Source organism: Pseudomonas sp. 58(2021) (assembly GCF_017491585.1).
Taxonomy (GTDB): Bacteria; Pseudomonadota; Gammaproteobacteria; order Pseudomonadales; family Pseudomonadaceae; genus Aquipseudomonas; species Aquipseudomonas fluorescens_BT.
Genome location: NZ_JAFGYZ010000001.1, coordinates 58,862 through 76,709, shown reverse-complemented (window position 1 = coordinate 76,709; position 17,848 = coordinate 58,862). Strand labels below are relative to the sequence as shown.

The following is a 17,848-nucleotide window of genomic DNA, read 5'->3' as shown; positions in this document are numbered from 1 at the left end:
GTAGGTTGAAACGATCTGCTGACGGAGAAGCCACCATGCCCGAGTACAAAGCTCCCCTGCGCGACATGCGCTTTCTGATCGACCACGTCTTCGACTTCCACACCCAGTACGCGGCCCTGGGCGCTCACGATGCCAGCCCGGACATGATCAACGCGATCCTCGAGGAGGGCGCGAAGTTCTGTGAGAACGTTCTGGCGCCGCTCAATCGCAGCGGTGACGAAGAGGGCTGCCATTTCGACAATGGCGTGGTGACAACGCCTGCAGGCTTCAAGCAAGCCTTCGCACAATACGTGGAAGGCGGCTGGCATGGTCTGGCGGCCGACCCGGCCTACGGCGGCCAGGGCCTGCCGAGTTCGCTGGGGCTGGTGATCAGCGAGATGGTCGCCTCCAGCAACACTTCCTGGGGCATGTACCCGGGCTTGACCCACGGCGCCATGTCGGCGATCCACGCCCACGGCACCGAGGAACAGAAAAACACCTATCTGCGCAAACTCACTGCGGGCCAATGGACCGGCACCATGTGCCTGACCGAAGCCCATTGCGGCACCGACCTGGGCATCATCAAGACCCGCGCCGTGCCTCAGGCCGACGGTAGTTACGCGGTCACCGGCAGCAAGATTTTCATCTCCGCCGGCGAGCACGACATGAGCGACAACATCATTCATCTGGTATTGGCCAAACTGCCGGACGCACCGGCGGGGACCAAGGGGATTTCGCTGTTCATCGTGCCGAAATTCCTGCCGGATGCAGCCGGCGAGGCGGGGGAGCGCAATGGCGTTTCCTGCGGTTCGATCGAACACAAGATGGGCATAAAAGCCTCGGCCACTTGCGTGCTGAACTTCGATGACGCCAAAGGTTTCCTGATCGGCGAGCCGAACAAAGGCCTGAACTGCATGTTTACCATGATGAACCATGCGCGGCTTGGCACCGGGATGCAGGGTCTTTGTCTGGGCGAAGCGAGTTTCCAGGGCGCGATCAAATACGCCAACGACCGCTTGCAAATGCGCGCCCTGACCGGCGCCAAAGCCCCGGACAAACCGGCCGATCCGATCATCGTCCATCCGGACGTGCGGCGCATGCTGCTGACCATGAAAGCCTTCAATGAAGGCAACCGCGCACTGACCTATTTCACTGCGCAGATGCTCGATGTCGCGCACCTGAGCCCGGATGCCGGCGCGCGTCAGGAGGCCGAAGACCTGCTGGCATTCCTGACCCCGATCTGCAAGGCGTTCATGACCGACACCGGCCTGGAGGTGACCAACCACGGCATGCAGGTGTTTGGCGGCCACGGTTTTATCCGTGAGTGGGGCATGGAGCAACTGGTTCGCGACTGCCGCATTGCACCGATCTACGAAGGCACCAACGGCATTCAGGCGCTGGATCTGCTGGGGCGCAAAGTCCTTGGCAGCCAAGGCAAGCTGCTGCGCAACTTCACCAAAATCGTCCACAAGTTCTGCGCCGCCAACGCCGGGCATGCGCAACTGGGCGGATTTGTGGCGCAGCTCGACAGCCTCAATCAGCAGTGGGGTGAGTTGACCATGCAGGTCGGCATGGCCGCGATGAAGAATCCGGATGAAGTCGGCGCCGCATCGGTGGATTACCTGATGTACAGCGGATACATCGTTCTTGGCTATTTGTGGCTTCGCATGGCGCTGGTCGCCCAGGCACAGCTGGAGTCGGGCGAGGGTGACGGCGATTTCTGCCAGGGCAAACTGGCGACGTGCGAGTTTTACTTCAAGCGTCTGTTGCCGCGTACCGCAGCCCATCGTTCGGCGATCGAGGCGGGCAGCGATTGCCTGATGAAACTGCCGGCCCAGTTGTTCTCGCTGTAACACGTCACTGTTAAACAAAAGAGCCCGCTGATTGCGGGCTTCTTTATAGTTGACTGCTGGTGACTAAAAATAACAAAACAGTCACCGCCTGACCCTATGTGTCGCAAAAGTTGTTGGGGTACACTCCAGCTCAATGACATCACCCTTCCACGAATCACCTGTTTAGATCTTTGCGAGGTTTGCCATGGCTGACTACAAAGCGCCGCTGCGCGATATGCGCTTCGTCCTCAATGAAGTGTTCGAAGTCGCCAAACTCTGGGCCGAGCTGCCGGCCCTGGCCGAGACCGTCGACGCGGAAACCGTTGAAGCCATTCTCGAAGAGGCCGGCAAGGTCACCAGCAAAAGCATCGCGCCCCTGAGCCGTGCCGCCGACGAAGAAGGCTGCCACTGGGCCGACGGTGCCGTCACCACGCCGGCCGGTTTCCCACAGGCCTATCAGACTTATGCCGAAGGTGGCTGGGTCGGTGTTGGCGGTGATCCGGCCTACGGCGGCATGGGTATGCCCAAAGCCGTGTCGGCTCAGGTTGAAGAGATGGTCAACTCCGCCAGCCTGTCCTTCGGTCTGTACCCGATGCTGACTGCCGGCGCGTGCCTGTCGATCAACGCCCACGCCAGCGAAGAGCTGAAAGCCGCTTACCTGCCGAACATGTACGCCGGCGTCTGGGCCGGTTCCATGTGCCTGACCGAGCCGCACGCCGGCACAGACCTGGGCATTATCCGCACCAAGGCCGAACCTCAGGCCGACGGCTCCTACAAGGTCAGCGGCACCAAGATCTTCATCACCGGCGGTGAGCACGACCTGACCGAAAACATCATCCACCTGGTGCTGGCCAAACTGCCGGACGCACCGGCGGGGCCGAAAGGCATTTCGCTGTTTCTGGTGCCGAAGTTCATGGTCAATGCCGATGGCAGCCTGGGCGCACGCAACCCGGCCAACTGCGGTTCGATCGAACACAAGATGGGCATCCAGGCGTCCGCTACCTGCGTGATGAACTTCGATGAAGCCGTGGGTTACCTGGTCGGCGAGCCGAACAAAGGCCTGGCCGCCATGTTCACCATGATGAACTACGAGCGGCTGGGCGTCGGTATCCAGGGCCTGGCCACCGGCGAGCGCTCGTACCAGAACGCCATCGAATACGCCCGTGATCGCCTGCAAAGCCGTTCGCCGACCGGCGCGCAGAACAAGGACAAGGTCGCTGACCCGATCATCGTCCACCCGGACGTGCGTCGCATGCTGCTGACCATGAAAGCCTCGAACGAAGGCGGTCGTGCGTTCTCCACCTACGTGGCAATGCAACTCGACACCGCCAAGTTCAGCGAAGACGCTGCCACCCGCAAGCGTGCAGAAGATCTGGTGGCCTTGCTGACGCCAGTGGCCAAGGCGTTCCTGACCGATCTGGGTCTGGAAACCACTGTTCACGGCCAGCAGATTTTCGGCGGCCACGGCTACATCCGCGAGTGGGGTCAGGAGCAACTGGTGCGTGACGTGCGCATCACCCAGATCTACGAAGGCACCAACGGTATTCAGGCGCTGGACCTGGTGGGCCGCAAGATCGTCGGCAGCGGCGGCGCGTTCTACAAACTGTTCGCCGACGAGATCCGCCATTTCATCGCAACCGCCAGTGCCGATCTGGGCGAGTTCACCAAGCCGCTGAATGACGCCGTCGACACCCTCGACGAGCTGACTTCATGGCTGCTGGACCGGGCGAAAACCAACCCGAACGAAATCGGCGCAGCGTCGGTCGAGTACCTGCAAGCCTTCGGTTACACCGCCTACGCGTACATGTGGGCACTGATGGCCAAGGCAGCGCTGGGCAAAGAAGCGCAGGACGATTTCTACGCGAGCAAACTCGGCACGGCGCGCTTCTATTTCGCCCGTCTGCTGCCGCGGATTCACTCGTTGAGCGCGTCGGTCAAGGCCGGCAGCGAGTCGCTGTTCCTGCTGGACGCTGCGCAGTTCTGATGATGTAACGTCATGTAAGCGATCTCTTACATGACGTGCTGCTTTTCTCCCATAGGCGTAGATTGGATCCAGAGCTAATCTACTTTCCATGGACGTAGCGCAGGAAGCGCAAAGTAACAACACGGACACGTAAGGATTCTGCCAGGGTGGCGGAGTGAAATGGATGTCAGGGAAACAGTCTGCAAAGCCCCGCTTCGGCGGGGTTTTCTTATGCCCGCAGAAAAGTTTTCAGCTCAGCGCGTCCAGTGGCGGCGCCCCCTTCAGCGGTTTGTCTTCGCGCTGCATCACCTCTTCCAGCAACGTTCGCAGCAAGGCCAATGGCGCCTGCTGGCGCTGCACATCACGACACACCAGCCCGACCGTCAACGGTACACGTGGCTCACTCAACGGTTTCCACAGCAGATCCTGATCGTCGTACTCCTTCTGCGAACGACCGGGCAGCACTGTCGCCAGACGGGTGTGCGGCAGGCTGTCGAGAATCCCCACCATGTTGTTCAGTTCTGCCTGCACTTGCGGGCGACGTCCAAGACTGGCCAGTTGCGCCTGCCAGATCTGGCGGATCTGGAATTCCTCGCCCAGCAGCAACATGGGCAGTTCGGCGGCTTGGCTCATCGAGACTTTCTTGAATTCCCGCAGCGGATGATCCGCCGGGATGACCAGCGTCAGTTCATCTTCGTACAGCATCACGCCGTGCAGCCCCGGCTGGCGCGGTGGGAGATAGCTGATGCCAATGTCCAGCGAACCGTTGAGCAGTCGCCGCTCGATCTCCAGCCCCGTCAATTCATAAATCTGCACCACCAGATGCGGCTGAGCCTTGCGTACCCGTTCAAGCATTTGCGGCACCAGACTGGTGTGCACGGTTTGCAGCACGCCGATCGCCAGCGTACGCAGCGCCTGCCCCTTGAAGTTGCCCAGCGCTTCACGCGCCCGCTGCATGCCATCAAGCAGTGGCAGCGCGTGGTTGTACAGCGTATGAGCGGCCAGGGTCGGCAGCAGGCGTTTGCTGCTGCGTTCGAATAGCGTGACATCGAGGTTCTGTTCCAGGTGGCGGATCTGCTGGGACAGCGCGGGTTGGGAGATCGAAAGCCGCTCCGCGGCCCGTCCGACGTGACCTTCTTCGTAGACCGCGACGAAATAACGCAGTTGTTTGAAATCCATAAGTAACACTTATCGAAAATGCTGGTAAATCGAAATGGCTCGACGCCGAGAACAGGCCTAGTCTAACCGCATTCACAAGGCTTACAGGGCCGGAAAGCGCAATGACCAGCGTTTGTTTTGAAAGTGTTTGCATAGGCAGTTCAAAAAACCTCGATCGAGGTCTTTTTCAATGAATCTGTTCAGTTTGCGGCGCCAGACGCCGAGTCTTGATGACCTGGCTTTTGAAACCCATGAATCGGACGCCGCTGATGGCCTGAATGCCGGGCGCCTGATGCCTGGCGTCGAACGCCCGCAGCAGGTTTTCGTTCGCGGCCAGGGCTCCTGGCTGTGGGACAGCAATGACCGCGCCTACCTGGATTTTTCCCAGGCCGGTGGCGCCAACAGCCTCGGCCACAGCCCGTCGGCGCTGGTCAAAGCCATTGCCAGCCAGGCGCAGGCCCTGATCAACCCCGGATTCAATCTGCACAACCGCGGCATGCTCAGCCTCACCGAGCGTTTGTGTGCCAGCACTTCCAGCGATCAGGCGTATTTGCTCAACAGTGGCAGCGAAGCTTGTGAAGCCGCGATCAAACTGGCGCGCAAATGGGGTCAACTGCATCGTGGTGGCGCCTCGCGGATCATTGTCGCCAGACAAGGCTGTCACGGACGTAGTCTGGCGACGATTTCGGCGTCGGACAGTTGCAATCTGCACAATCGTTTCGCGCCGCTGCTGCCAGGTTTCGATCTGGTGCCGTTCAATGATCTGCCAGCGCTGCATGCCGCAGTCGATGCGCAGACCGTGGCGATCATGCTTGAGCCAATCCAGAGCGATGCCGGTGTGGTTCCTGCGACCGAGCATTACCTCAAGGGTGTCGAACGCCTGTGCCGTGAACTGGGGATTCTGCTGATCCTTGACGAAGTGCAGACCGGCATCGGCCGCTGCGGCACCTTGCTCGCCGAACAGTCCTACGGCGTGCGCGCCGATATCGTCGTGCTCGGCAAGGGCCTCGGCGGTGGCGTTCCACTGGCTGCATTGCTGGCGCGAGGCAAGGCGTGCTGTTTCGAACCCGGCGAATTGGGCGGCACTCATCACGGCAACGCGCTGATGACCGCCGCAGGGCTGGTGGTGCTCGACAGCGTGCAGGATCGCGCATTCCTCGAACAGATCCGGGACAACGGCCAGCATTTGCGCGAAGGGCTCGCTCGTCTGGCCCGTCGTTATGAACATGGCGAGTTGCGCGGGCAGGGTCTGTTCTGGGGGCTGACGCTGTCGGAAGACTCCGCCGAGGCTGTCGTCAAAGCCGCGCTCCATGAAGGCTTGCTGCTCAACGCTCCACAAGCCAACTGTCTGCGCTTCACCCCGGCACTGACCGTCAGCAAGGCCAACATCGACGAAATGCTCCTGCGTCTGGCCCGAGCTTTCTCCCGCGTACGCACCGCGCAACTGCAATGCCGCAAAGGGATTGCCGTCTGAGCTGAAGTTTCCCACCCGAATTCAAGAACCGTCTCGCGGTATAACGCACGCCCCACGCCTGATTCTTTTGGCGTGGGGCGTTTTTTTGTGGCCGGGTTTTTCCATCGCGGTTTATTGCTTGAGGGACCGCCGCTGCAGTGTTTATTTAATGGGCTTCGGCAAGGATTGCCGAAGCTGGCGGAACACCCTTGTCGCAAGGCAGGCTTTGTAATCTATACCACTGAGTGGTATGTTTTTTGGAAGGGATACCGATGTCGTTCAGGTTGTTCAAGACAAAAGGTTTTGCGATACAGGCCAACAAAGCATGGATCACCGACGACGAGCTTCGCGAGGCTTTTGCCGAGATGCTCGATGGGCAAGCGGACAATCTGGGAGGCGGAGTCTGGAAGAAGCGCCTGAACGAAAACCGCCACCGTTCAATTGTTCTGGCCAAGGGCGGGCGTTACTGGATTTATCAGGTGCTGTTCGCCAAAAAGGATCGGAGCAATATCAATTCTGCAGAGTTGAAGGAGCTGCGCAAACTGGCGAAAGCCTATGCACAACTTACCGAAGAGCAGATTCAAGGCTTGTTGGTCATGAAGGCGTTTGTGGAGATAACTCATGAGTAAAAAATTCAAGAGTGACGTATTTGAATCAGTGCACGGGTCGGCCAGCGCCCTGCATGCAGTCGGTGCGATCAGCAAGGCAACGATGCGTGAGTTTGATGAGTCGTGCCTTGCTGCGGTCCCGGATGCGATCCCGGCGGAGCAGATCAAGGCATTGCGTGAGCTTAACAACGTCAGCCAGCCAGTGTTCGCGCGTTATTTGAACACCAGTGCTTCGACTGTTAAACAATGGGAGTCAGGGGATAAGCATCCAAGCGGAATGGCTTTGAAGCTGCTCAGCATTGTGCAGAAACACGGTCTGCAAATACTGGCTTGAGTGGTCTTGCGCACTCTGTCTGGCGACAGCACTGAACCCTGACAAACGGCGCAGGTCGATTAGCTTGTATGGCTCAGTCGAGCCAACCCCCAATCAGGAGCTGCCCCATGGACTTTATCCGCATCATCATCGCCATTATCTTGCCGCCACTGGGTGTGTTTCTTCAGGTCGGGTTCGGCGGCGCGTTCTGGCTGAACATTCTGCTGACGCTGTGCGGTTACATCCCGGGGATCGTGCACGCGGTGTACATCATCGCCAAACGCTGAGTTTCAATCGGCCAGGCCCATCACTCGCCGGTAGAAGCGCCATTCCTGCTCCAGCGCGTGGGCCTGGTTCGCGGCCCGGCGGAAGCCGTGGCGTTCGTCGGCGTAGTAGTGCGCTTCGACCTCAATGCCGTTTTGCTCCAGGGCTGCGACCATGTCGCGGGTCTGTTGCGGCACGACCACGGCGTCCAGTTCACCCTGAAAGAAAATCACCGGCACGCGAATGTTGCCGGCGTGCAGCAACGGCGTGCGGGTGGCGTAGCGTTCCACATCTCGCTCGGGATCGCCGATCAGCCAGTCCAGGTAATCGCCTTCGAACTTGTGTGTTGCACGGCCCAGAGCTACCGGGTCGCTGACGCCGTACAGGCTGGCGCCGGCGCGGAACACCTGGTGGAACGCCAATGCACAAAGCGTGGTGTAGCCACCGGCGCTGCCGCCACGGATGAATGCACGCTCGCCGTCGATCATGCCGCGTTCGGCCAGATAGGCCACCACTGCGCAGGCATCCTCGACATCCACTGCTCCCCAACTCAGATGCAGCGCCTTTCGATACTCCCGGCCATAGCCGCTGCTGCCTCGGTAGTTGAGGTCGGCCACGGCGAAGCCGCGTTGCGTCCAGTACTGGATGCGCGGATCCAGCAGCGGATAGCAGGCCGACGTCGGACCGCCGTGGATGAACACCACCAGGGGCGGTTTTTCATCGCCATGGGTGGCCGGATAAAAGAAGCCGTGAGCCTGGCCCGAACCGCTGGGATAACACAGGGTTTGCGGTTGGCTGATGCGCTCGGCGGGAAGCGGTGCAACGCCGCCGGCGAGGATTTTCACTTCACGCGACTCGCGATCAATGGCGATCACGGCTGAAGGGCTGATTGGTGAAGCGGCGATGCAGTAAATGAATTGATCATCGACCGCCAGATGACGGAAGCGGCTGTAGTCGCCGGTGAAGTCTTCGCCGTTAAGCGCCAGACGCCCGAAACCGCCTTCACTCCAACTGGCCAGGAATCCTTCGTCGGTGGGCAGCCAAGTGCAACCGCCGAGTTGCCATGGCGCAGGCGCGTGATCGGCTGCGGCACAGGGCAACATTTGCAAACCGTCCGCAGTCTCGACCCACGGTTGCCAATATCCGCCACGATCGGTCAGGCAGCCCAGTCGTCCGCTGGCATCGAAACGGGGTTGCTGGATCGACTCTTCCAGCGTTTCTCCGGCCACGCAACGAGGGGCGGAAAAACCGTTATCGGTTCGCTTGGCGATCATCAAACGGGTGGCGGTCCACGGCTGATGCGGGCGGCTCCATTCGATCCACGCCAGGCGCTGGCAGTCCGGGCTGATGATCGGTGCCGCATAGAAATCCGCACCTTCTGCCAGCAAACTCTCGGTGCCGTTAACCAGATCAATGGCCACCAACCGATGGCGATCACCGTTCTCTTCTACGGCCAGGACCTGCCCATTGGCAAAATGCAGATCGCCATATCGGCACTCACCCGTCGTCAGAGCTTCGGGCACGCCATCCAGTGTCTGCCGGTACAGCTGTTGATCTGCCTCGTTGACGAAAACAATCCCGTCAGGCGTCAGACAAAACGCCCCCCCACCATATTCGTACACCCGGCTGCGCACGCTGAAGCCCGCAGGCGTCAGACATTTCGCTACGCCATCGTGCCAGTGCCAGATCCGGCAGGCAGCGTCTGTCGGGCGATATTCATTCCAGAACAAACCCTGGGCGCCGAGCTGCAATTCGGCGAAATCCACGCCGGCGGCAACCGCGGCGGTGGCGCTGAAAGGCTCAGCCTTTGGCGATGAGGCGCGAGTTTCGTTCATTGCGAAAGGCCAGTTGTTCGATGGTCTGGGTGGCCTGCTCGGCTTCTTCGCGGGCCTTGAGGATCACGCCGTGATGTTCGGACTTGCTGCACACCGGGTCGGCGTTGCTGGCATCGCCCGTAAGCATGAACGCCTGGCAGCGGCAGCCGCCGAAGTCCTGTTCTTTCTCGTCACAGGAGCGGCACGGCTCGGGCATCCAGTCATAGCCGCGAAAGCGGTTGAAGCCGAACGAGTCGTACCAGATGTGCTGCATGCTGTGGTCGCGCACATTGGGAAATTGTACCGGCAGCTGTCGGGCGCCATGACAGGGCAGGGCGGTACCGTCCGGCGTGACCGTCAGAAACAGACTGCCCCAGCCATTCATGCAGGCTTTCGGACGTTCTTCGTAATAGTCCGGGGTGACGAAAATCAGCTTGCACGGATGCCCTTCGGCTTCCAGTCTGGCGCGGTATTCGTTGGTGATGCGTTCGGCGCGGACCAGTTGCTCTTTGGTCGGCAACAGGCCGACACGATTGAGCTGTGCCCAACCGTAGAACTGGCAGGTGGCGAGCTCGACGAAATCCGCTTCCAGAGCGATGCACAGCTCGATGATGCGGTCGATCTTGTCGATGTTGTGCCGATGGGTGACGAAGTTCAGCACCATCGGGTAGCCGTGGGCCTTCACGGCGCGGGCCATTTCCAGTTTCTGCGCGAAGGCTTTTTTCGAGCCCGCGAGCAGGTTGTTCACTTGCTCGTCGCTGGCCTGGAAGCTGATCTGGATGTGATCGAGCCCGGCCTTCTTGAAGTCGCTGATCTTCTGTTCGGTCAGGCCGATGCCTGAGGTAATCAGGTTGGTGTAAAAACCCAACTGACGCGCTTCACGAATCAGCTCGGCGAGGTCCTGGCGCACCAGCGGTTCGCCCCCGGAAAAACCCAGTTGCGCCGCACCCATCTCCCGCGCTTCGCGAAATACCTTGATCCACTGTTCGGTGCTCAGCTCTTTGCCCTGCTCGGCGAAATCCAGTGGATTGGAGCAGTACGGGCATTGCAGCGGACAGCGGTAGGTCAGTTCGGCGAGCAGCCACAGCGGCAGGCCGACTTCCGGTTTGGCCGGGACTTGCGCCGATGTCTCAGGCAAGTTCGATCCAGTGCTGCGCACGGGCAACCTCCATGAATTGCTCGATGTCGTCACCGAGCTCGGGTACGCCGGGGAACTGTCTGTCGAGTTCGGCGATGATCGCCGCGACATCCCGCTCACCGTCGATCAGGCCGCCGATCAGTGCGGCACTTTCGTTGAGCTTGATCATGCCTTCCGGGTACAGCAGCACGTGGCCTTTCTGCGCCGGTTCGTACTGGAAACGGTAGCCGGGACGCCAGGTCGGGGTCTTGCTGCGGTCGAAACTCATAAGGCGATTCCTTTATGCCAGACCCGTTGATCGGTGACGCTGTGATACGGCGGGCGGTTCAGTTCGTAGGCCATGCTCATGGCATCGAGCATGCTCCAAAGGATGTCCAGTTTGAACTGGAGAATTTCCAGCATGCGCTCCTGACCTTCGCGGGTCTTGTAGTGCTCCAGCGTGATCGCCAGGCCATGCTCGACATCGCGGCGGGCCTGACCGAGACGGGTGCGGAAATATTCGTAACCCGCCGGGTCGATCCACGGGTAATGCTGCGGCCAGCTGTCGAGGCGCGACTGGTGGATCTGCGGCGCGAAAAGCTCGGTCAGCGAGCTGCTGGCAGCTTCCTGCCAACTGGCGCGGCGGGCGAAGTTGACGTAGGCATCGACGGCGAAACGCACGCCGGGCAGCACCAGTTCCTGGGAACGCAATTGATCCGGGTCGAGACCGACGGCCTGGCCGAGGCGCAGCCAGGCTTCGATGCCGCCGTCTTCGCCGGGAGCGCCATCGTGGTCGAGCAGGCGCTGGATCCACTCGCGGCGGATCTCGCGATCCGGGCAGTTGGCGAGGATTGCCGCGTCTTTCAGGGGGATGTTCACCTGATAGTAGAAGCGGTTGGCGACCCAGCCCTGAATCTGCTCGCGGGTGGCCCGGCCTTCATACATCGCCACGTGATACGGGTGGTAGATGTGGTAGTAGGCGCCCTTGGCGCGCAGGGCCGCTTCGAATTCGGCGGGGGACAGCGGGGTGTCGGTCATTGCGGTTCTCCGGGCCATTCGTTACAGGACAATGCTCATGCCGTCATACGCCACTTCAACATTGCGTCGCACCAGTTCCGCGCGCTCCGGGGAGTCTTCGTCGAGAATCGGGTTGGTGTTGTTGATGTGGATAAGCACCTTGCGCTGCTCGGGAAGCTGTTCCAGCACTTCGAGCATGCCGCCGGGACCGTTCTGGGCGAGGTGACCCATTTCGCGGCCGGTGCGGGTGCCAACGCCACGGCGCTGCATTTCATCGTCGTCCCACATCGTTCCGTCCACCAGCACGCAGTCGCTGTCGGCCATGATTTCCAGCAACGGCGCATCGACCTTGCCCAGACCTGGCGCATAGAACAGCTTGCCGCCGGTGCTGAGGTCTTCGACGATCAGGCCGATGTTGTCGCCCGGGTGCGGATCGAAGCGGTGCGGCGAGTAGGGCGGTGCCGCGCTGCGCAGCGGCAACGGGGTGAAGCGCAAATTCGGGCAGGCGGCGACGGTGAAGCTCTGGTCGAGTTCGATGCGGTTCCAGTCCAGCCCGCCGTTCCAGTGCTTGAGCATGGTGAACAGCGGGAAACCGGTGCTCAGGTCCTCGTGGACCATGTCCGTGCACCAGACCTGATGCGGGCAGCCTTCGCGCAGGCTGAGCAGGCCGGTGGTGTGGTCGATCTGGCTGTCCATCAGGATGATCGCGCTGATGCCGGTGTCACGCAGGGCACGGCCCGGTTGCATCGGGGCGAAGCTCTGAAGCTGCGCGCGGATGTCCGGCGAGGCATTGCACAGCACCCAGTTCACGCCGTCATCGGAAATCGCGATGGACGATTGGGTACGGGCCTGGGCATTCAGGCTGCCGTCGCGAAAACCGGCGCAATTGACGCAGTTGCAGTTCCACTGCGGAAAACCGCCACCGGCGGCCGAACCCAGAATCTGGACGAACATGAACGCTCCATCATTTCAACGCTGAAAATAAAACGCCCCGGCGAGCCGAGGCGTTGCACTGCAGTGTTCTGCTTGAGGCAGGACTCAGCGGCTGGCGAAGTACATGGTGACTTCGAAGCCGATGCGCAGGTCGGTGTAAGCAGGTTTGGTCCAGGCCATCGGGTGACTCCTTTTTCAGGTGGGTGAGATAGCGCTATCCATAGGTATAGTCCACGGCAGCGCAGGGATGTTCCAAATAGTTAGGTGGCTATGTTACTCAAAATTTCAGGGGGTTTGCCCGTGAATCTTTGAGAAAGCTCCTTGCAGCCCCGGTAATGATCATTTTGTCGCTTGCCATGGCGCGCCTGGCGCAGGGCTGTTGGCCATGCCGTGCCAGCCGCCTTCGGCGCGGATCAGGCGCTGTGCGGCGGCTTGCAATGCCGGGCGATCCAGTTGAGCGATGGCCTTGCTCAGTTGATCCAGGTAATCCGACGAGTGGCCAGCCAGTTTTGCCTGCCACAGAAGTTCGGCAGCGTCTTTGGCGGGCAGGACATCGGCATCCAGATGCGCGGCGAGGATCTGGCGCTGCTCGATGAACAGCGCGTCATCGATTTTCTCGATCAGCGCGGGAATGCCTTCGATAAACGCTTGAACGTGGCCCAGCAGTTGCTCAGGAGTGACTGTCGGCGATTGCACGCCGAACTGCCATCCACTCTGGCCGTGCGCCTGTCTGAAGGCGCTGAACACCGCATATCCCAGCTGCAACTCGCCCCGTAGCCGCTGATAGAACGGCGTGTGGCACAGGTGCGCGAGAAAACGCCATGCGGCTTCGTCGGCTATGTTCGGGCTGGCGGTCGGGCAGAACAGCAGCAATGCGTGTTCGCTGGAGGCGGTGTCGATCTGACTCCATCGGCAGTGGGCGTGGACTGCCGACAGGGTTGGTATTTCGTTGTCTGGCTTGCCTGGAATGCGACTCAGGGCCAGACCCATGGCCGATTGGGTCTGGGCATCGAGACACAGGGCCAGGCCATCCCAACGGGAAGTTGTCCACAGCTGATTGGCGTCGTCGGATTGCACAACCGCTGGAAGACAGTGCTCGGGCCATGCCTTGAGCAATTGGCGGATCGGCATCGACGGCACGTCCGGCTCGTTTGTCGCGGAATCAGCGTCAACTTGCGTCAGATGTTTCAGCGCATGCTCCAGGACGCCGGGTAGTACGTCCTGCAGACCGGTCACCTTCAATATCCACTGATTCCCCGTGGTGCTGAACGACAATTCGACTCCGGCCTGACGCGCGTCGTCAGACACCTCCCGCAGACTGCGTTGCAGTTTCGCTTGCAGCTCGGCCGTGGCCGCTGCTTCCGTCTGCCAGCGCACATACACCGCACCTTCGTCGCCGTTATCCGGCAGCGCCTGGCTGAATTGCATCGGCGAGCGTTCGCGGCGGCTGCGCGAGCGATCCTGAGCAAACGTGCGCAGGCCTCGGTGGGCGCTGGTCTGGCCGCGAATCAGGCCGGCGTTGGCCAGCGGTTCTGCTGCGCGCAGGAACGGATTGGCAGCGGGCAGATGCCAGTGACTGCTGAAGTTATCCACAATGCCGATTTTGCCGAGAATCACTTTGAGTGCCATCACGGCTGAATCGGGCAGGCCGCTCTCGAGTTGTTCGCTGTCGAGTCGTGCCAGTTGCAGCGCGCCACTGACCTGCTGCTGACGCTGAAGCTGCGCCGAATATTCCTCACGCAATGCCGGCCAGTCCTGCTGTTCGGCGAAGAAACTCAGCCAATCCAGCCATTGCTCGCGAATGGCATCGAGTGACCCGCTGGGTGCAGTGAACTGAAGATGCAGCAAGGCTTGCCCTGCGAACTGGTACTGCACGCAGGCTTGCAGGCTGTCAGCGAGACCCAGCTGCTGCAAATGCGCGAGCAACCCACCGGGTTTGGTGCTGTTCAACCAGTGGCAGAGAAACGCCAGCGCTTCGGCCGACGACTCCGGTAACTCCTCCAACGCAAACAGCAGATTGCCGCGACAATCGCCGGCCTGTTGATAACTTTCCTGCGCGTTACCCATCAAGCGAACGGGGGCAGCCTGTGCAGTTTTATCCCCAGCCGTCAGCGCGGCGGCAAACTGTTCGGCCAGCACTCGCAGCTCTTCAATGCTCTGCGGCCCGACCAGACTCAGGGTCATCTGCCCGGTGCGGTAAAACTGCCGATGGAAATCTTTCAGTGCCTGCTGAAACTCCGCCTCTTCTACCGGCAGCGTGTCGCGGTTTCCGGCATGAAAGCCGCGCAAAGGATGCGCTGCCGACAATCCCTCGAACAGTGCCTCTTTCTGCTGAGCCGCAGCATCCTGGGACCACGCGACAAACTCCGCCTGCAACACTTCCCGTTCCCGCAACTGATCGTCCGGGTTCATACGCGGCCGGGCGAGCATGTCTGACAGACGCTCCAGCCCGCCACTGAAGGACGCTGGCGGCAACTCAAAGAAGAAATCGGTGGTGCGCTCACGGGTGCTCGCATTCACTTGGCCGCCGTGACCTTGCACATAGGCCATCAGCCCTTGCTGCACAGGAAAACGCTCGGTGCCGAGGAACAGCAAATGCTCAAGGAAATGCGCCAGCCCCGGCCACGCCAACGGCACGTCATGACTACCGATAGCCACCCGCAACGCAGCGGCGCTGCGCTTGAGGCCGGGCATGTGACGCAGGGTCACGCGCAAGCCGTTGGCCAGGGTTTCGGTGTGAGGGCGGGGGTGAGTCGGCGCAGGCATGAGCACTTCCAGAACAGTGAAGTGCCAATGCTAGCGGATTAGCGCTTGTTGAGCGCGTCGTAAAGTTCGGGGCGGCGGTCGTTGAAGTAGCGGTTGGCGTTACGCGAATCGACCATCAACTGGCGATCCAGCTCACCAACGATCAAGGCTTCGTCCAGCCCGGCCTGGGCGATGCGGCTGCCATCCGGTGCGGCAATGCTGCTTTGACCGCAGTAATGGATATCGCCTTCGTGGCCGCAGTAGTTGGCGTAAGCCACGTAGCACTGGTTTTCAAAGGCGCGGGAGCGCACGGAAACATCGGCAATGAAATCGAAGGGAATCATGTTCGCCGTCGGCACCAGAATCAGCTCGGCGCCTTCAAGGGCCAGGCGCCGGGCGTTTTCCGGGAACTCCAGGTCGTAGCAGATCAGGAAACCGAGCTTCCAGCCGTTGAGCTCGACGATGGGAAACTCGCCATCGCCGGGGCTGAACATCGAGCGGTCCAGATCGCCGAACAGGTGCGTTTTACGGTAATTGCACAGGCGCTCGCCGTTCGAATCGATCAGTTGCACGGCGTTGTAAATCTGTCCTTCGGCGGTGCGCTCCGGGTATCCATAGAGAATCGCCAGGCCGGCAGCCTTGGCGATCCGTCCAACCTGCTGCGCCCACTCACCGTTATAGACCTCGGCCAATGTCGCGACCGCCTCCTTGCCGATGTTGTAGCCGGTCAGGAACATCTCCGGCACCACCAGCAGATCGGCGCCTTTGGCCTCCATCGCCAGTTGATGCAGGCGCTGGAGGTTGGCGGCCGGTTCCAGGGGCAAAGGTGGACATTGGTAAAGGGCTACACGCATCGGGGATTCCTCTTACTCGGGCAGGGCGATCGGGCCGATGTCGTTGAACACATCACCCGGGCCGGGGTTCTCTTTATGTGTGGACCCGCCGAAGTGCTTCATGATTCCCCACACCGCATTGAGCGACGTTTGTACCGCGCCTTCAACCCAGGCAGGCGTCCACGATACGTCGTCGCCGGCGATGAAAATCCCACGCTGCTCCGGTGGCATATCTTCCTGCATGAAATGCGCGTACATGCGCTGGTTGTAGCGATAGTGGCCAGGCAGGGCGCCTTTGAATGCACCGAGGAAATGCGGGTCGGCTTCCCAGGATACGGTGATCGGATCGCCGATGATCCGCGCGGCGATGTCGACTTTCGGGTAGATCTTCTTCAACGCATCGAGCGCCAGTTTCACGCGTTTTTCCACCGGATGCGGGAGCATTTTCAGCGCATCGCTCATCCACGAGTACGACAGGCAGATCACGCCTGGCTTGTCGTCACCGTTGTCGAACAGATAGGTGCCACGGGTCAGGCGATCGGTGAGGGTCATGCTCATCAGGTCGCGGCCGGTTTCCGGGTCCTTGTCCTTCCAGAACGGACGGTCAACCATCACGAAGGTCTTCGACGATTGCATGTAGCGCGTGCGGTCGAGGGCCATCCACATTTTTTGCGAGAACAGGGTTTCGTCGCACTCGATCTGGGTGGTCAGCAGCCAGCTCTGACAGGTGGTGAGTACGGCGGCGTATTCGCGGGTGTCGCCGTTGTTGTCGGTGACCGCGAAACGCCCGTCAGGCGCGTGGGCAATTTTCTTCACCCCGGAACGTGGCGCGCCGTGGTGCAGCGACTTGAGGCTGGTGCCTTGCGGCCAGTGTACGCAGCGTTCCGGCGCATGACGCCAGATGCCTTGTGGCACTTGTTCCACACCGCCGACCACCAGGTGTTGGTGATCGTCGCAGTTGGTCATCACCACGCGGAAGATTTCCAGCATCGAGTTGGGGAAGTCCGAGTCCCAGCCACCGGTGCCGAAACCGACCTGACCGAACACTTCGCGGTGATGGAACGACAGTTTGGCGAAGGCTTTCGAGGTGGCGACGAAGTCGTAGAACGTGCGGTCGTCCCACAGCGGTACCAGAGTGTTCCACAGCTCTTTGAGGCGTGGCACGTCGCGGTCGCGGATCGCCTGCTGGATATCGGCAAACTGCGAGCCGGCCTCCAGAGCGTCGGCCCAGGCGTCAGCCACTTCCTGGAACAGTGCAGGAAGATCCTTCAGGCTCTGTGCGTAATGGGTTTTGCCTTCCAGGTCGATCACGGTACTGCCGGAGGCCGGGGTCAGCGGGTTGGGGAAGGGCTTGGTTTCCAGACCGAGTTTGTCGACGTAGTGATAGAACGCGGTGGAGGATACCGGGAAGCGCATGCCGCCGAGCTCGGCGACGATGCCGTCAGTGCCGTTGAATGCCTGGGAGCGCAGACGGCCGCCGAGCTTCGAGGCCTCATAAACGACCGGTTTCAAACCGAGTTTCATCAGTTCGTAAGCCGCCACCAGACCTGCGATGCCGGCACCGACGATTGCCACTTCGGCACCGTGGTTGTGCTCGGGAATGCTACCCAGACCGGCCGGGTGTTCGATCCAGTCGTCGAAGGCGAACGGAAAGTCCGGGCCGAAAATGGTGATCGGTTTCTTACCGTCTGCAGGATGGCGATTGTTCTTGTTCATGGCTGACCTTGCTGGCGACCCGACGCCGGATGCGCGTCTGAGTATAGGAAAAGATGCCAGCCATTCTAGGGAGCGTAGAACACGTTAATAAGACGCAAAGTGT

Annotated in this window: 16 protein-coding genes; 6 read left to right on the top strand and 10 right to left on the bottom strand. The window is 60.7% G+C overall.

The window, feature by feature from the left end; all coding sequences use genetic code 11:
- Positions 1–35: 35 nt before the first annotated feature.
- Both J5M72_RS00345 and J5M72_RS00340 read left to right on the top strand, forming a co-directional pair.
- Entirely contained in the window at positions 36–1,832 is a 1,797-nt protein-coding gene (locus tag J5M72_RS00345) for an acyl-CoA dehydrogenase C-terminal domain-containing protein (RefSeq protein ID WP_207863716.1), read from the top strand.
- 184 nt (positions 1,833–2,016) lie between these two features.
- Entirely contained in the window at positions 2,017–3,795 is a 1,779-nt protein-coding gene (locus J5M72_RS00340) for an acyl-CoA dehydrogenase C-terminal domain-containing protein (protein ID WP_207863715.1), read from the top strand.
- A gap of 228 nt (positions 3,796–4,023) precedes the next feature.
- Here the strand turns inward: J5M72_RS00340 and J5M72_RS00335 are convergent, their stop codons facing one another.
- On the bottom strand, positions 4,024–4,953 hold the full coding sequence (locus J5M72_RS00335; protein ID WP_169432180.1) for a LysR family transcriptional regulator: 930 nt from the start codon (positions 4,951–4,953) through the stop codon (positions 4,024–4,026).
- A 169-nt stretch (positions 4,954–5,122) separates the two neighbouring features.
- Between J5M72_RS00335 and J5M72_RS00330 the strand changes: the two genes are divergently transcribed.
- From J5M72_RS00330 to J5M72_RS00315, 4 genes are all read left to right on the top strand, one after another.
- Positions 5,123–6,406, top strand: coding sequence for an aminotransferase class III-fold pyridoxal phosphate-dependent enzyme (locus J5M72_RS00330; protein ID WP_207863714.1), 1,284 nt, complete (start codon positions 5,123–5,125; stop codon positions 6,404–6,406).
- A 251-nt stretch (positions 6,407–6,657) separates the two neighbouring features.
- Positions 6,658–7,014, top strand: a complete 357-nt coding sequence (locus J5M72_RS00325) for a type II toxin-antitoxin system RelE/ParE family toxin (protein WP_169432712.1) — start codon at positions 6,658–6,660, stop codon at positions 7,012–7,014.
- Positions 7,007–7,327, top strand: coding sequence for a DNA-binding transcriptional regulator (locus tag J5M72_RS00320; RefSeq protein WP_169432178.1), 321 nt, complete (start codon positions 7,007–7,009; stop codon positions 7,325–7,327). Before J5M72_RS00325 ends, J5M72_RS00320 begins: the two co-directional genes overlap by 8 nt.
- Before the next feature lie 107 nt (positions 7,328–7,434).
- Positions 7,435–7,593, top strand: a complete 159-nt coding sequence (locus J5M72_RS00315; protein WP_065259115.1) for a YqaE/Pmp3 family membrane protein — start codon at positions 7,435–7,437, stop codon at positions 7,591–7,593.
- Positions 7,594–7,596: 3 nt separating this feature from the next.
- Here the strand turns inward: J5M72_RS00315 and J5M72_RS00310 are convergent, their stop codons facing one another.
- From J5M72_RS00310 to J5M72_RS00270, 9 genes are all read right to left on the bottom strand, one after another.
- Positions 7,597–9,405, bottom strand: coding sequence for a S9 family peptidase (locus J5M72_RS00310; protein ID WP_207863713.1), 1,809 nt, complete (start codon positions 9,403–9,405; stop codon positions 7,597–7,599).
- Entirely contained in the window at positions 9,371–10,543 is a 1,173-nt protein-coding gene (gene pqqE / locus J5M72_RS00305) for a pyrroloquinoline quinone biosynthesis protein PqqE (RefSeq protein ID WP_207863712.1), read from the bottom strand. Before pqqE ends, J5M72_RS00310 begins: the two co-directional genes overlap by 35 nt.
- Positions 10,515–10,790 (bottom strand): pyrroloquinoline quinone biosynthesis peptide chaperone PqqD, encoded by a 276-nt coding sequence (pqqD, locus tag J5M72_RS00300; RefSeq protein WP_007959876.1) that lies wholly within the window; start codon positions 10,788–10,790, stop codon positions 10,515–10,517. Before pqqD ends, pqqE begins: the two co-directional genes overlap by 29 nt.
- Positions 10,787–11,539, bottom strand: a complete 753-nt coding sequence (gene pqqC, locus J5M72_RS00295; protein WP_166223334.1) for a pyrroloquinoline-quinone synthase PqqC — start codon at positions 11,537–11,539, stop codon at positions 10,787–10,789. Before pqqC ends, pqqD begins: the two co-directional genes overlap by 4 nt.
- A gap of 21 nt (positions 11,540–11,560) precedes the next feature.
- Entirely contained in the window at positions 11,561–12,472 is a 912-nt protein-coding gene (gene pqqB / locus J5M72_RS00290; protein WP_207863711.1) for a pyrroloquinoline quinone biosynthesis protein PqqB, read from the bottom strand.
- Positions 12,473–12,556: 84 nt separating this feature from the next.
- Positions 12,557–12,631 carry a pyrroloquinoline quinone precursor peptide PqqA gene (pqqA, locus tag J5M72_RS00285; RefSeq protein WP_003444522.1) on the bottom strand — a complete coding sequence of 25 codons (75 nt, stop codon included), beginning with the start codon at positions 12,629–12,631 and terminating at the stop codon, positions 12,557–12,559.
- A 159-nt stretch (positions 12,632–12,790) separates the two neighbouring features.
- Positions 12,791–15,217 (bottom strand): pyrroloquinoline quinone biosynthesis protein PqqF, encoded by a 2,427-nt coding sequence (gene pqqF / locus J5M72_RS00280; protein WP_207863710.1) that lies wholly within the window; start codon positions 15,215–15,217, stop codon positions 12,791–12,793.
- 38 nt (positions 15,218–15,255) lie between these two features.
- Complete coding sequence (locus tag J5M72_RS00275; protein WP_085746600.1) at positions 15,256–16,050, bottom strand: carbon-nitrogen hydrolase family protein; 795 nt, start codon at positions 16,048–16,050, stop codon at positions 15,256–15,258.
- 12 nt (positions 16,051–16,062) lie between these two features.
- Positions 16,063–17,745, bottom strand: coding sequence for an NAD(P)/FAD-dependent oxidoreductase (locus J5M72_RS00270; RefSeq protein WP_207863709.1), 1,683 nt, complete (start codon positions 17,743–17,745; stop codon positions 16,063–16,065).
- Between the last annotated feature and the right edge of the window lie 103 nt (positions 17,746–17,848).